Raw genomic sequence first — 14,377 nt, 5'->3', positions numbered from 1 at the left:
ACCATCCTTTTTTATAGTAGTAATATAAACCTTCTATAATATATAGTTTCTTGAAGAGTCTTATTAACCCTCTTTTTTAATGTTCTTTAATTTTAAGTTTATATTTAAATTTTTAGCTACTTTCAATTCACTCCGATAATAGAAGCCATCTCTTGACTTGGTTCTTCAACACTTCTCAGCTTTAAGACAGCTTTCTCTCCAACGCTAAATCTTTTTTTTAAACTACCTATAACACGCACTGTACAGTTGCTAAGCTTTATTGTGTAATGAATTTCTTTTCCTTGGAAAAGAACATTTTTAACAGTACAGGGAATTCCTTCTCCTACGCGATCTAACAAAAGTTGTTCAGGTCTTATTGCACAGCTTCCTTCCTCTTTTAAAAAGGTTGAAAAAGGAATATTCCATGCTAGCGTCTGATGCGAAAAAGGATGAAAATAATTTCCTTTCCAATTACCAGGGATAAGGTTCGCTTTCCCAACAAATGTGGCTACAAAAGAAGTTTTTGGATTATGATAAATATCTTCTGGTGTACCAATTTGTTCAATTGCTCCTTCTTTCATAACAACAATACGATCTGCCATTGCTAAAGCTTCTGTTTGATCATGAGTAACATAGAGAATAGAGGTATTTGTAACCTTATGAATCGTTTGAATTTCATTGCGCAATTCAGCCCGTAGCTCAGCATCTAAACTACTTAACGGTTCATCCATTAATAAAAGAGAAGGCTTTGGAGCAAGAGCTCTTGCAATGGCAACTCGCTGCTTTTGGCCTCCTGATAATTCATGAGGCATACGTGTTGCTAAATGTTGTAAGCCAACAAGTTCAAGCATTTGCTGTACTCGCTGATCTGCATTCTTTTTAATTTCCTGATCAATAAATTTATGGTGCTTCAATGGAAACATCACTTGCTCTTTTACTTTTAAATGTGGCCAAAGGGCCAAAGATTGAAATACCATGCTAATATTTCGTTTCTCAGGTGGAACTACTTTTCCCTTTTCAGCCACACATTCTTTATTCATTATAATTTCTCCGTCCGTTGGTGAATCGAACCCAGCTATAAGGCGCAGAAGAGTTGTTTTCCCACACCCAGATGGACCTAAAATTGCAATGAATTCTCCATTGCCAATATCTAAATTAATTCTGGATAAAGCTGATGTTTCTCCAAACTTTTTTGATACATTTTTAACAACTGTATTCATACTTTCCCTACTTTCTTGTTGAAGCATTTTATAAGCAAATAGATAATGAGGCTTGTGAGTATTAATAACAGTAAAATGAGAGTTGAAAGAGCTGTCGAATATGTTGTGTATCCACCTTGTTCGAAATTGAAGATTAACAATCCGATTGTCTCGGATCCGCTCGACCATAGCAATGAGGAAACCGTAAGCTCTGTCAATGTTGTAATAAAAACGAGAAAAGCTCCACTGAGTACTCCTGAAAATAGAAGCGGAAGCATAATATAACGCCATTTTGCTATACCTCTAGCACCACTAATATGTGCAGCTTCCTCCATCTCAGTAGAAACTTGTGAAAGAGCCGTCATACTACTTCGAACTTGCAAAATGAGAAACCTTGTAACGTATGCAATAAGCAAAATCCATATTGTCCCATATATTCCCGGTTTCCATCCTGGAATAGGTTGGACCCAAGCTAAAATCATAGCAAGAGCAAGCACCATACCTGGAAGTGCATATGGTAAGCTAATGATTCCTTCCGTTAATCTTGTTTCATAGCGATCAAATCGTATTCTTATATAAGCTATAGCCGTTCCAATAAAAAGACAAATTATAGTTGTAAAGGAAGCAAGCTTTAAACTATTTACAATCCCAATTTTTACTTTCTCATACTGAAACAAAATATATTTATAATGTTCCATCGTCATATTTTCAAATGAAAATGGTAAGCCATATGCCTTAATAAAAGAAGTCCCAACCATTGAAAATAAAGGGATAATGCTTATAAAAAGAAGAAATAACCATAACACTATTTCTACAGCCCATCTCCCTTTCTTTAAAAAAATGCGTGGTTCATGTTCTACTCTACCTGTTTCCTGATAAGAAAATCGTTTTAGCAATATATATTGAAGAAAAGTAACAAGGCACACAATAACACCGAGTAAGACTGATAATGCTGCTCCCCTTGCAAAAGCATCTTCTCCAAACCCAATCACTTCTTGATAAATAGCCGTACTTAAAACAGGGATATTAGCTGGTATACCAAGAAAAGCTGGTATACCAAAATTATCAATAGTTGTTAAGAAGGCAAGCATTGCCCCACTAATAATACCTGGAAGTGCGAGAGGCAGTGTAACGGTCTTACACATCGTAAATCGCGTTCCTCCTGAAGCTCTTACTGCCCATTCCAAGTCTCTTGGAATCTTTCGTAATACATGAAGAGTCAGCAAATAAACAAGTGGATAATGAACGATTCCAAGCAAAAAGATTAGTCCACCATAGCTATAAAGATTAAGATGAGAAACCCCTAAAAAAGGCTTTAGAAAATTGATAAAAAAGCTGTTTCTCTCTGTGAATTGAGTCCAAGCAAGCGTCATTATATAGGATGGAATCAAAAAAGGTAACATAATGAAGAGTTGTAGAAGTTTTTTCAAACGAATATCTGTGTAAGCAACAAGCCAAGCGAACAAAACCCCTACACAAATTGACACTATCGTTGCTCCCCCAACAACGATAGCTGTATTCTTTAACATCGACCATGTAGCAGTTTCTGATAAAATAGAGCTATAATTCAAAAAACTTATTTCATGACCTTCTGTGAAGCTCATTATAATAAGGCGAACAATAGGAAGCAGAAAAAAGAAAAATAGAAGACAAAATATCCCAAGTTTAATGAATAAAGCATGTGTTAAACGTGTCGACAAAAGAGAAGACAAAGAAATTTGTCTTCTTAACGAAAAGCGTTCCATTTATAGCACCTCTCTAGTTTCCGAAAATTCTTTTAAACCGCTCCTTATCTTCTTCTCGAGATTTATACAGCTCTGATAACGGGGAGTCTAATACTTGAATACTTTCCATCGATTTTAAACCATCCGGTGCCTCTACCTCTTGGCGGATAGGTGCGTAACCAAGGTTAGCAGAAAGCTGTTGTCCTTCTTCTGACAGAATATAGTCAACAAATGCCTTTGCAGCCTTTTCATTTTTTGTACCTTCCATAATACCAACAGGTTCTGTAATGACCGGAACTCCTTCCTTAGGATAAATGAGTTCAATAGGTGACCCTTCTTTTTTAGCTCGTAAAGCAAGATAGTCAACAACAAGTCCGTAGTCTTTTTGGCCACTCGCCACTGCTTTTAATGCTGCGCCATTTCCTTGTACGACAGTCATATCGTTCTTCTTTAACTCGTCAAAGAAATCCCAATTTAAATTCTTCTGTCTGCTCATAACACCCACATTATAAGCCGCAGCTCCTGAATATAAAGGACTTGGCATCACAGCTTTCCCTTTTGTTTTCTTATCAGTTAACACGCTCCACGTTTCTTTAGGTTCTTTCACATTTGTCGTATTTACAGCTAGCACTGTTGCCATCATTTTTGTGCCTGTATACATATAATCATCATCCACAAAATCGTCTGGTATATGCTCGATTTCTTTCGACTTATAGGACAAAAGCAAATCTTGTTCTTTTAACTTTTCAAATGTAACGCTATCTGCTACAAGCATAACATCTGCTTTTACATCCCCTGCTCTTTTCTCTGCTTGAACCTTCCCCACTACTTCCTCTGTTCCAGAACGAAAAGCTTTAACTTCTACACCAGGGTATTTTTTATTGAAGCCTTCAATGAGCTTTGTAACATCTTCATCAGGTTGTGAAGTATAAAATTCAAGCGTGCCTCCTACATCCCCTTGCTTACGTTCTTCTCCACTGCTGCTCTCTGTTCCACACGCGCTAAGTAAAAGAACTGGAACAAGACAGGCGTTCAGCAACCAATTTTTCTTCATTATGGCAACTCCTTCTCTATAATTTTTTTGTCTTTGAACCATCTTTCTAATTGACGAATATGCTTTCGCTGACTTATTAAGTTTTCTAAAGGTGTAACAGTTATGTAACTCGCTCTTGTTGAGTTGTTCTCTCTCGTTTCTTTATCTTTTCTTTCGCTCACCTTTTGTTGTAGTACATAAAAATCCTGATGATCATCATGTATGGTAACGTACTTGTAGCGACTAGAAGTAAATTCAAAATCCACCACTTTTACACCTTGACAGTTTTTCTCTGTCAAAGTGGGGAATTGAATATGAAAACAAACTCCTTTTGGATATTTATGAGCCAGGAATACTTCTATAAGCTCATTAAAATATTTTTTAAAAGACGAAAAGTTTACCTCATTTTCTTCTATACCATCTATTGAAAGAGCAAGAGACGGAATTTGAAAAAATGTGCCCTCCATTGCTGCTGCTATATCTCCGCAGTAAGCAAGGTCTCTTCCGGACGGTGAGCCTATATGTATACCTGAGACAATAAAATCAATTTTTTTCTTAATCAACTTCTCAATACCAATTTTCACACAATCCACTGAAGTACCATTTACAACCCATGATTTTATTTCAGCACCAAAAGCTGTTAGCTCTGTAACTTTTAGTGGCTTATGTAATGTAACCGTATAACCTGCCAAAGAATTCTCTTTATGAGGGCAAACAACGAAAACTTCACCAAAATGGTTAAGAACTTCAACGATGGATCCTACAGCAGGTGAAAATATTCCGCTACTGCTTGTAATTAAGAAACGCATAGAATTGTTCACCTCTCTTTCTTTCCGTAACCATTTATAACATGTTTCTTGTAGTTTTATTTTAAAGAATATTTATAAAGGACATATAAATGTTCTTTATACTTTTTTATTCATTATGTAAATGTCCTATATGCTAATGATTAAAGAATTGAGTAAGCAAAAGGGCTATAACTAGGCTTATTTTTGATTTTTTATGGTTTCATTTATAAAAAATATGTTAATTCTTTACACGTCCTTCACAATTAAAAAAGCAGAACTAGATTGTCCTAGTTCTGCTTTTCTAATAACTGTAACCGTTTCATAAACGTCTTTTGATAGCTTTGAGATAGAAATGGCACCCTTAAAATTTTTTTCACTTTTTCTTTATTACTTTTATCCTTATACTGTACTTCATTTATGTATGAAATCGTAATTTCATCTTGATGCCTTCTTAAAAATTGTACTGAGTCTTCTTTGGACACTACTCCTTCTGAAAGAACACGAAAATAAAACCCTGTATAACCTGTCTCCTGAAAACGAAGTGGAAGATCTTTTGTGTCGTGCCGATGAGCTAATTTAAAGCATGGCTGTCTTGGCTGACTTACTTGTACAACAGCTTCTCCAATCTGAAATTCATCACCTATACATACCTTTTCTTCTGTCAATCCAAGGAGCGTTAAATTTTCTCCAAAGGCTCCATAAGAAAGGGAAAGCCCTACTTCACTACTGAAATAAGCATAGTGTTCAAATGGATAAACACATACTGCTTTATCTTCTCCCCCATGATTTACAAGATCTGCTTGACCATCTCCAACGAAATTTACTTTAGTTAATAAAAGAGGTTTATCTACAGGCTGTTTCTCAATACCTGTTTGAATACTTTTTCCTTTATAAATTAACTCTTTTGGTTTTCCAACATTAACGGATACTATTTGCCCTAGCAAAACTCTCCCCCCTTTTTTAACCTTATTTTAACAAACAAAAAAGCGTAGGAATACCTCCCACGCTTTCTCTTATAAAAATAAATCTAAAATAAAATACATAATTGCTCCAAGTGCTGCAGAAATCGGAAGCGTAATGATCCATGTAATCACCATACGCTGAGCTGTTCCCCATTTTACACCTTTCACACGATGAGCAGAGCCAACTCCTAAAATAGAAGAAGAGATAACGTGTGTTGTACTAACAGGAAGATGAATATATGTAGCTCCAAAGATAATAGCTGCTCCTGTTAAGTCTGCCGCTACTCCATTTACAGGACGAATTTTCATGATTTTCCCGCCAACAGTTTTAATGATTTTCCATCCACCGATAGATGTTCCAAGACCCATTGCTGTTGCACAAGCAATTTGAACCCAAAATTGAACTTCATCTGTTTCTTGTAAGTTCGCTGCAATTAAAGCCATTGTAATAATCCCCATTGCCTTTTGAGCATCATTTGTTCCGTGTGTATAAGACTGGACAGCTGCAGTCAAAATTTGCACACGACGAAACTGCTTGTTTGTTTTGGCTAAGTTACTATCTTTAAAAATCAATTTAATAATAGTATACATAATAAACCCAACAACAAAGGCAAGAACTGGTGAAATAAGGAGTGCTTCAATAATTTTAATAAATCCATTATAGTTAATAGCTCCAAAACCAGAAGAAGCAATAACTGCTCCCGCAATCGCCCCAATGATGGCATGTGAAGAACTACTTGGAATTCCGTAGTACCAAGTAATCAAGTTCCATGCAATCCCAGCGATAAGGGCAGCCAGAATTACCACTAGTCCATTATCAAGCTTGAAGGGATCTGCAATATCTTTGGTGATCGTTTTAGCAACCCCTGTAAACGTCATTGCTCCAATAAAGTTCATAACTGCGGCTAAGATAATTGCATGACGTGGTTTTAAAGCTTTCGTTGATACAGATGTTGCAATTGCATTTGCTGTATCATGAAACCCGTTAATAAAATCAAAAGCTAAAGCAAAAATGACAATTAAAATAGTTAAGACAAATAAAGAATCCATACTAATCCCTCATTACGCGTTCTTCATGATGATAGTTTCTAGATTGTTTGCTACATTTTGGCAACTATCTGCAATTTCTTCAAGTGTTTCATAAATTTCTTTATATTGAATAACTTTGATTGGATCTTTCACAAGCGCAAACAGATTCTTCAAAGATTTACGAAGTAAATTATCACAATTGTGCTCGTATTCTTTAATCTTAATCGCATGTGGTTGAATATCTTTAAGACGATTGTTTGATAAAAGCTCAATTGTTACTAAAATTTCGCGAACACATTCGCGGATATAGCCAATAAACTTATCCATATGCTCATCTGTCTCAGTTATTGAATAAATTTCCATCGAAGCCGAAAATGCCTCAATACCATCTAAAACATCATCCATACTCATCGTAAGTTGAAGAATGTCTTCACGCTCGATCGGCGTGATGAACGCTTTATTCAATTCGCGAATAATAACATGTACGTGATTATCTCCTTTTGTTTCAAACTCTTTAAGTTTGTCCGCAAATTCTTTCAAAGTGGATTGATTTGTTACCTTAAAGCTTACAAAGAAATCTGCTGTTTCATCCAAGTTTTTCGCAATTTCCATTAAGAGTAATGAAAATTTATCTTTTTTCTTTTTCATTGCCACTTTCAAACCCTCCAATATTTATCATAGAGCCAAAATGAACATTTACCTGTTATATACAATAATAAATTAGAAATATGCTTCATTTTAAAAACGTTTTCTATGAAAGCATCTCTAAAAAAGAGCATTTTTATTTTTACTTAAAAAAGCTCGTTCATCATTATCTCTTTAAAATAAACGACTTATCATTTTAGCCTATCCTTTTTTCCTTTTTTCATCCGTTCTGCAGCTTGTGCTTTTATTAAAAGCACGAAACAAATTATAACATACCTTTAGCGAAACATAGAACGATAATCTACTACATTTTTCTCTCTTTTTCGCTACTCATTACAATTGTGCCTATACTTTTAAATTTCAACTGTGTAAATTCTCCTATATAATTCCTTTATTTTCCCTTATATTATAGAACAATTTTCTTTCTTTTATAAAATGAGGACAAAAAAACCGCCTTTAGTGAAAGACGGTTTTTTCTCTATGTGAGACGTGCTCGGATTTTCCCTGAGCAGAAATCAATTATTGCGACCATAATAATAATACCTAGCAAAATAATCCCTACTCGTTCCCAATCCCTTACACTTAGGGCAAAAATAAGAGGAGTTCCAATTCCTCCAGCCCCTATTACCCCAAGGATAGTTGCTGCTCTAACATTAATTTCAAATCGATACAAAAGAAATGACAGATAGCTCGGTAATACTTGTGGAAGAACAGCGAACCAGATTGCTTTTATAGGATTTGCTCCTGTTGCAACAAGCGCCTCTGTTGCTCCTAAATCAATGCTCTCAATATCTTCTGAAAAAAGTTTACCAAGCATTCCAATAGAGCCAATACCTAAAGCAAGCACTCCAGAAAATGATCCAGGACCAACAGCTTTAATGAAAAGAAGGGCCATAATAATATCTGGGAAAACACGAATAAAACTTAGTACAAACTTTCCTGCACCAGAAATCCCTTTATTCTTCACAATATTTTTTGCCGCCCAGAATGAAAAAGGTACACATAATAACCCTGCAATAACAGTACCTAAAAGCGCGATTGCCAACGTATCTAAAAGCCCTCGAAGCAAGTCTTCTCCATCTGGGTAATACACATAATCCCAATCTGGGTGAAGAAGTCCTGAGAAAATAGCAGAAACGATTTCTTTAGACGTATCTTTAAATTCAAGAGCTGGCATCCCTGCAAAAGCCCAAATATAAATAGCAATAACAATGGCTAAAATTGCACCATTACGAATCTTTTTCCCTGTTCTTTTCGGTGACTGCAACAATATATTATTCATACTAACTTCTCCCTTGTTTTTGTACTAATATAATCAATAATTAATACAACAATAAGAGTATAGACGATAAGTGAAGATGTTTTGTCGTATTCAAAAAATCCGAGCGTCTGTTCATAAAACAGACCAATTCCTCCCGCGCCTACGAGACCTAAAACAGCTGCAGCCCTCACATTAACTTCAAATGTATATAATACAAAAGAAATATACTGTGGAAGAACTTGAGGAATAACTCCAAACATAATCCATTTTACTTTATTAGCTCCAACAGCTGTCATTGCTTCAAGCGGTCCTTTATCAATGGATTCAATTGATTCATAGATAAGCTTAGCAATGATCCCAAGTGAAAAGCCAGTTAAAGCAAATACGCCTGGAATCGGGCCAATTCCAAAAATCGCTACAAAGATTGCCGCCAGAAGTAGATCTGGAATTGTTCGGATTAAATTTAGAACAAAGCGAGCTGGAATTGTAATAAGCTTTGTTTGAAAAATATTACGAGCAGATAATAAGGCAATTGGTATAGCTAGCAATGCTCCGAATGTTGTCCCAAGAACTGCCATACGCAAAGTGTCTAGTATTGGAGCTGTAATGTTTGAAAAGTATGCCCAGTTTGGTGGGACCATTTGAACAATAAGGTCACCCATGTTAGGTAAACCCGTTGCTAAGCTAGAAAGGGAAAACTCAACTTGCTTTCCACTCAAATAAATGAATAGAAGTAAAAGTATAAAAGTTAGGATATGTTTCACTTTCTTTGAAGACATTTTGTTATAGTGAACGGTTTTGTTTTGTTTAACTTGAACAGTTTTCATTTTGCAACACCCATCAGTTCTTCATCTTGAATTGGACGCCCATATATTTCGGCGAACTTCTCATCTGTTGCTTCATCAACACTCCCATCAAATACTACTTCTCCCGCTCGAAGACCAATAATTCTTGTCGCATATTGACGTGCCAAATCAATAAAATGAAGATTAACAACAGTCGTAATACCAAGCTCTTCATTAATTCTTTTTAAATCATCCATCACCTGCTTTGTTGTAAGAGGATCAAGAGAAGCAACAGGTTCATCAGCTAAAATAATTTTTGCCTCTTGAGCGAGCGCCCTTGCAATTGAAACACGTTGTTGCTGGCCTCCTGAAAGCTCATCTGCTCTTGAATAAGCCTTTTCTAGAATATTTACACGATCAAGCGCCTTTAGAGCAAGCTCTTTGTCATGTTGCGGAAACATCCCTAACATCATACGTAATGTTGAATGATAACCAACACGACCAGATAAAACGTTACGAAGAACTGATGAACGCTTCACGAGATTAAAGTTTTGAAAAATCATTCCAATGTCACGGCGAATTTCATACAAGTTTCTCCCTTTTGCTTTTGTAATGGATTTTCCATTCACAATAATCTCGCCCCCGCTTACTTCATGTAGACGGTTAACTGAACGTAAAAGAGTAGATTTCCCAGCTCCTGAAAGTCCTACAACAACGATAAACTCTCCTTTTTGCATCGTTAAATTAATATTGTTTAGTCCTTTTGTTCCATTTGGATAAACTTTAGATACATTTTTAAATTCAATCATTTGGAATCCCCCACTCTTGTAAGTATAGACAACAGAAAGATGGCTGAAGGCTCAGCCATCTTGATTTTTCTCTCTAAAATCCTCATTTCACTACTCGGTTTTTACTTTTTCTCCATATTCTCGTACAATTTCAAACTTGCTATCATCAGACTTTACATAACCTTCATGTGTATAGATATCGCGAATGATTTTTTTACCCTCTTCATCTTTTCCAATATTAATAAACGCTTCTTGAATTTCTTTTCTTAAGTCTTCGTCCATATCAGATTGAACAGCAACAGTATCATTAGGAATCGGTTCTGTATAATGAATTACTTTTGTTTGATCAAATACATCTTCGTAATCTTTTTGAACGATTGTACGTGCGTCTTGGAATGTTACAGCTGCATCAATATCTCCATTTAATAAAGAAATAACAGCTTGGTCATGACCTTTCAATGTCACAGGTTGTACATCTTTTAGCGGATCGAGTCCAACGTCCATTAAAGAGGCTGCTGGCCATACATAACCTGCTGAAGATGTTACGTTTTGATAGCCAATCTTTTTCCCTTTTAAATCTTCTAAACTATCAATACCAGAGTCTTTTTTCACAATGAACATAGACTTGTAAGAATCAACAAGCTCGTCCGTTGGGGAACCGTCTTTATCATTTACTCCATAGCGCTGAGCTTGTAGAATAACGTCAGCTGCTCCTTGGTCTTTTGCTAAAACATAAGCTGTTGGTGGTAAGAAGCCAACATCTACTTTCTTTGAAGCCATTGCTTCTACAATTGTATTGTAATCTGTAGAAACACTAACTTTCACAGCTCTATCAAGCTCGTCACTTAATAGCTTTTCAAGCGGCTTTGCTTTTGCTTCAAGCGTATCAGCGTTTTGTGACGGAACAAATTGTACAGTTAGCTCTTTTTTCTCTGCGCCTTCTCCGCTAGATCCAGAAGATGTTGATGCTTCCTCATTGTTTCCACAACCAGCTAGTACACCTGCAGCAAGTGCAACTGACATACTAACTCCTATCAGTTTTTTAAACATATTATGCCCCCTAAAAAATATGTAATGTTTTGTCGTACATACAAACTTTACCAACCAAATATTTACTGTATATTTTCTCGCTGTAAATTATATGTTAATTTGGATTAATATTCTGTAAATTCGTCAGAATTTATTACATCTATTTTATAAAATCGAAAGGTGACTCTTCCTGAGAGCCACCTTTTATTTCTTATTAACAACAGTAAGATGCGCCGATGATGATTAACAAAATGAAAAGAACAACTAGTAAAGCAAAACCTCCGCCGAAACCTACACCGTAACCATCATTACATCCTTGACCCATAAGTAAACCTCTCCTTTTACAAAATCATTTTTTGTGAGCAGCTCTTTTTGCTGAGCTGTTACTTGTATCGTATGTATTTTAGAAGAGATGGTGAAGTAATCTAGATAGAATGGGCGAATATCCAGAAAAAACCTTAGTATAGGGTCTATACTAAGGTTTTTTCTTACTCTATAATTTTCCAGTATGGAACAAATTCTTCGGCTACTTTTTTTCCACTTTGTTTCTCAATATGACGAAGCAGTTTTTCTAACTTTTGTTCTTGAAGATAAGAAGACTTTGCCTTTTGTATATTTGAAATCTGCTTTGAAAGAGAAACAACCGCTCCTTTATTGTTAAGATATCCTCTTTCTTTTCCAGCTTCTAGTAACTCATCAAGATGATCTACGTCAAGCTTAACAAGAAGCTCATATGTTTTAGATGTCTCATTTCCTGCCTTATCTGTTGCGCGAATTGTAACAGGATACTTTCCTGGAGGTAACTCCATTGGCGCTAAGTGAAGGTTATTGCTTTCTTTTCCATTGAGTATGACAATAACATCCTTTACTCCACTTTGATCATCTTTCACCTGAATTTCTTGTAAAAACTCGTCTGTTACAAATACAGACATATTGCTCATGTCTTCGATTGTTGGCGGTGTAATATCTTGAGAAACGCCTTTCTCAATAGCATCTAAACTCAATAGCTTAAGCTGATATGTTCCTTTAAAATTAGATGATATTCCGTTAATCGTAACTATTTCTCCTTCTTTATATAGAAGTTGGAATTCATCTTGTGTTATTCCTGTTCTATGATCAACTCGAACCTTTGTTATATCATTCTCATGGCTAAGATCAAACTCAAACGCTCCTTGACCAGAAGTAATGTTGCTTATTTTGCCTTCCTTAAGCTGAACTTTCTCGCCTTGGTTTTCCTGATTTAAGCTGGTAACAACTTTTGGTGCTGGAACTTGTGCCTTTCCAATTTTCTCAATGGAGGATGGATTAACTAATTCAAATTCTCCGTTATATACATCTGTTTGAGCCGTTATTCTTAGCTGATCTCCAACATTGTAATCAACTTCATGCTGAAAAACATAGACGCCTCCTGTATCATCTTGTATATAAAAACCTTGCCCACCAAAAATTCCTGGTTGAGATGTTACTATCCCTTCAACTGTTACCATTTGGCCAAGTTCACTTTGTCTAGCTTGTTTAATTGCTGTTATTTTTGTAATTTCTTCTGGAAGGGGGGAGATTGCCACATCATCAACTTTTACAGACTTAGTTAGTACATTTTCTCCGTCTTTCCTTAAGCGTAGATTAACGTCTCCTTTTGTCCCTTCTTTCACTCTCATTTTTAAATCTATAGTTGCTTCACCGTTTGGACCCGCTTTTAACGAAAAAGGCGTGCTGTATCCATAAGAGGATGGCCATGTACCATTTTCACTTTTTACTTGGGCTACTTGCATTCCTCCTTCAACGTACATTCCGACCTGCAAACCACTTATTTCTGCATTTGGTTCTACCCCTTTTGCACTTATACGAAGTTGGAATTCGTCGTTACTTGGCAATATATCTTGATGAATAAGTTCATAAGAAGCCTGAACGGGTGGATTTTCTGATGATCCATATGAACCAGAAGCAAATGTTGAAGCATCGTACCACTTATACCCTTTTGCAGGCTGTGACCAAGGCTCTGCTTGAGGCTCTTTTGAATTTGCTGGCTCTTCCGTTTCTAGTAGAGGAGAAGGCTCATCAAGGGGAATACCCTTTTCTTCAAACGAAGTATAACTCTCCTCTTTTGCAAGCCAATCGATTGTATTAAGTAAAAGAGTTGCATCGTCCTCTTCTTTAAAACCATCATACGTACGTTTTGTTCCACTTGTTTCTTCTCGTTTATACTTGGGAGTTATATCTTCAACAGGAGAAGAGTCTCCAATGAATGCTGCTTTTCCTAATCCTAATTTTGAAATAGCTGCATAAGGTCCTTCTTCTTCTCCTCCACCAAAGTAAATTCCTTGGTCAACTGAATTATTCCACTTATCCCCTGCATCCAGCCCCTCAGGCAAGTAAACGATTCCCTTTGCTTTAGAAGGATCTGTAATAGCAAGTGTAGAACCAGCATGCATTGCAACTGTTTGAACTCCTTCTGTAATACCAAATGATTCACTTGAAGAAACAACTTTATTTGCATTAATATCTCCTGGTGCATTGTATCTAAAACGAATGCCAAAGTGATCTGAAAGCCAATCTGAACTTTCGACTCCTTCCATCGCTTTTGAAGAAGCTTCCTCTATTGTCATACCTTTTGCAGGATTTTCATACGCTCCTCTACGATAACCGTTCATTACCTCTGATGAATCCCATCGGTTTTTATTTCGATCAGCATTATAATGATCTGAAATAAAAAAGATACTTCCTCCCTCTTTCACATATTGAATCATTGCTTCTTGTTCAGATGTTTTAAAAGGAATATTTGCTTCTGGGATTACAAACACATCATATTGAGATAAATCATCGAGGGTAATAGGCGTCTCTTTTCGTAATTCTTTTACATAATAACCATTGTTGGCAATTCCGTTAGCAAAATCTGAAAAGGCTCCATCAATCACCCAATCTGCTGCTCCTGCTGTTTGGGCATGAGTATTGTCAAATAAAACTTTCAACCCATTTGCGTTTTTAGGAACAATTTCAGGAGCCGGATCTTTTGGTCCTTCAGCTTGTCCATTTGTTAGTGGATACATCATAAATATGCCTAGAAGCATAAGCATTACAAGACCACATTTTCCTAACCACCTATGTAACATTTGTTTATCTCCTCCACCTTGTAATATGTTCGTTCTATTTAAAAG

Annotated in this window: 13 protein-coding genes; all 13 read right to left on the bottom strand. The window is 36.1% G+C overall.

Features of this window, described 5'->3' with window-relative positions; all coding sequences use genetic code 11:
• Window positions 1-122: 122 nt before the first annotated feature.
• On the bottom strand, window positions 123-1,199 hold the full coding sequence (locus B9N79_RS17435) for an ABC transporter ATP-binding protein (RefSeq protein WP_040057115.1): 1,077 nt from the start codon (window positions 1,197-1,199) through the stop codon (window positions 123-125).
• Window positions 1,196-2,923, bottom strand: coding sequence for an ABC transporter permease (locus tag B9N79_RS17430; protein WP_040057116.1), 1,728 nt, complete (start codon window positions 2,921-2,923; stop codon window positions 1,196-1,198). Before B9N79_RS17430 ends, B9N79_RS17435 begins: the two co-directional genes overlap by 4 nt.
• A gap of 13 nt (window positions 2,924-2,936) precedes the next feature.
• Window positions 2,937-3,956 (bottom strand): ABC transporter substrate-binding protein, encoded by a 1,020-nt coding sequence (locus B9N79_RS17425; protein WP_040057117.1) that lies wholly within the window; start codon window positions 3,954-3,956, stop codon window positions 2,937-2,939.
• Window positions 3,956-4,744 carry a 5'/3'-nucleotidase SurE gene (gene surE, locus B9N79_RS17420; RefSeq protein WP_040057118.1) on the bottom strand — a complete coding sequence of 263 codons (789 nt, stop codon included), beginning with the start codon at window positions 4,742-4,744 and terminating at the stop codon, window positions 3,956-3,958. The genes B9N79_RS17425 and surE overlap by 1 nt, the downstream gene beginning before the upstream one ends.
• Window positions 4,745-5,010: 266 nt before the next feature.
• Entirely contained in the window at window positions 5,011-5,667 is a 657-nt protein-coding gene (locus B9N79_RS17415) for an MOSC domain-containing protein (RefSeq protein ID WP_040057119.1), read from the bottom strand.
• A gap of 69 nt (window positions 5,668-5,736) precedes the next feature.
• Window positions 5,737-6,735, bottom strand: a complete 999-nt coding sequence (locus B9N79_RS17410; protein WP_019393757.1) for an inorganic phosphate transporter — start codon at window positions 6,733-6,735, stop codon at window positions 5,737-5,739.
• A gap of 12 nt (window positions 6,736-6,747) precedes the next feature.
• The gene (locus tag B9N79_RS17405) at window positions 6,748-7,362 is read right to left on the bottom strand and encodes a DUF47 domain-containing protein (protein ID WP_040057247.1); all 615 of its coding nucleotides are present in this window, start codon (window positions 7,360-7,362) and stop codon (window positions 6,748-6,750) included.
• 475 nt (window positions 7,363-7,837) lie between these two features.
• Entirely contained in the window at window positions 7,838-8,641 is an 804-nt protein-coding gene (phnE, locus tag B9N79_RS17400) for a phosphonate ABC transporter, permease protein PhnE (protein ID WP_040057120.1), read from the bottom strand.
• The gene (gene phnE, locus B9N79_RS17395) at window positions 8,638-9,447 is read right to left on the bottom strand and encodes a phosphonate ABC transporter, permease protein PhnE (protein WP_046216725.1); all 810 of its coding nucleotides are present in this window, start codon (window positions 9,445-9,447) and stop codon (window positions 8,638-8,640) included. Before phnE (B9N79_RS17395) ends, phnE (B9N79_RS17400) begins: the two co-directional genes overlap by 4 nt.
• The gene (phnC, locus tag B9N79_RS17390; protein ID WP_019393761.1) at window positions 9,444-10,214 is read right to left on the bottom strand and encodes a phosphonate ABC transporter ATP-binding protein; all 771 of its coding nucleotides are present in this window, start codon (window positions 10,212-10,214) and stop codon (window positions 9,444-9,446) included. Before phnC ends, phnE (B9N79_RS17395) begins: the two co-directional genes overlap by 4 nt.
• Before the next feature lie 90 nt (window positions 10,215-10,304).
• Entirely contained in the window at window positions 10,305-11,243 is a 939-nt protein-coding gene (locus tag B9N79_RS17385; RefSeq protein WP_040057121.1) for a phosphate/phosphite/phosphonate ABC transporter substrate-binding protein, read from the bottom strand.
• Window positions 11,244-11,436: 193 nt separating this feature from the next.
• Window positions 11,437-11,547, bottom strand: coding sequence for a YjcZ family sporulation protein (locus B9N79_RS17380; protein WP_019393763.1), 111 nt, complete (start codon window positions 11,545-11,547; stop codon window positions 11,437-11,439).
• A 163-nt stretch (window positions 11,548-11,710) separates the two neighbouring features.
• The gene (locus B9N79_RS17375; protein ID WP_040057122.1) at window positions 11,711-14,332 is read right to left on the bottom strand and encodes a single stranded DNA-binding domain-containing protein; all 2,622 of its coding nucleotides are present in this window, start codon (window positions 14,330-14,332) and stop codon (window positions 11,711-11,713) included.
• Window positions 14,333-14,377: the final 45 nt, after the last annotated feature.

Source organism: Priestia filamentosa (genome assembly GCF_900177535.1).
GTDB classification, from domain to species: domain Bacteria; phylum Bacillota; class Bacilli; order Bacillales; family Bacillaceae_H; genus Bacillus_I; species Bacillus_I filamentosa.
The sequence above is the reverse complement of the archived record's forward strand: the minus strand, read 5'-3'. Positions and strand labels throughout refer to the sequence as shown.

Bases quoted from the DNA above. Each gene is read 5' to 3' on its own strand.
- B9N79_RS17410 (WP_019393757.1), bottom strand. From the start codon at position 6,735: ATGGATTCTTTATTTGTCTTAACTATTTTAATTGTCATTTTTGCTTTA.
- B9N79_RS17430 (WP_040057116.1), bottom strand. From the start codon at position 2,923: ATGGAACGCTTTTCGTTAAGAAGACAAATTTCTTTGTCTTCTCTTTTG.
- B9N79_RS17405 (WP_040057247.1), bottom strand. From the start codon at position 7,362: ATGAAAAAGAAAAAAGATAAATTTTCATTACTCTTAATGGAAATTGCG.
- phnC (WP_019393761.1), bottom strand. From the start codon at position 10,214: ATGATTGAATTTAAAAATGTATCTAAAGTTTATCCAAATGGAACAAAA.
- phnE (WP_046216725.1), bottom strand. From the start codon at position 9,447: ATGAAAACTGTTCAAGTTAAACAAAACAAAACCGTTCACTATAACAAA.
- B9N79_RS17425 (WP_040057117.1), bottom strand. From the start codon at position 3,956: ATGAAGAAAAATTGGTTGCTGAACGCCTGTCTTGTTCCAGTTCTTTTA.
- phnE (WP_040057120.1), bottom strand. From the start codon at position 8,641: ATGAATAATATATTGTTGCAGTCACCGAAAAGAACAGGGAAAAAGATT.
- surE (WP_040057118.1), bottom strand. From the start codon at position 4,744: ATGCGTTTCTTAATTACAAGCAGTAGCGGAATATTTTCACCTGCTGTA.
- B9N79_RS17435 (WP_040057115.1), bottom strand. From the start codon at position 1,199: ATGAATACAGTTGTTAAAAATGTATCAAAAAAGTTTGGAGAAACATCA.
- B9N79_RS17385 (WP_040057121.1), bottom strand. From the start codon at position 11,243: ATGTTTAAAAAACTGATAGGAGTTAGTATGTCAGTTGCACTTGCTGCA.
- B9N79_RS17375 (WP_040057122.1), bottom strand. From the start codon at position 14,332: ATGTTACATAGGTGGTTAGGAAAATGTGGTCTTGTAATGCTTATGCTT.
- B9N79_RS17380 (WP_019393763.1), bottom strand. From the start codon at position 11,547: ATGGGTCAAGGATGTAATGATGGTTACGGTGTAGGTTTCGGCGGAGGT.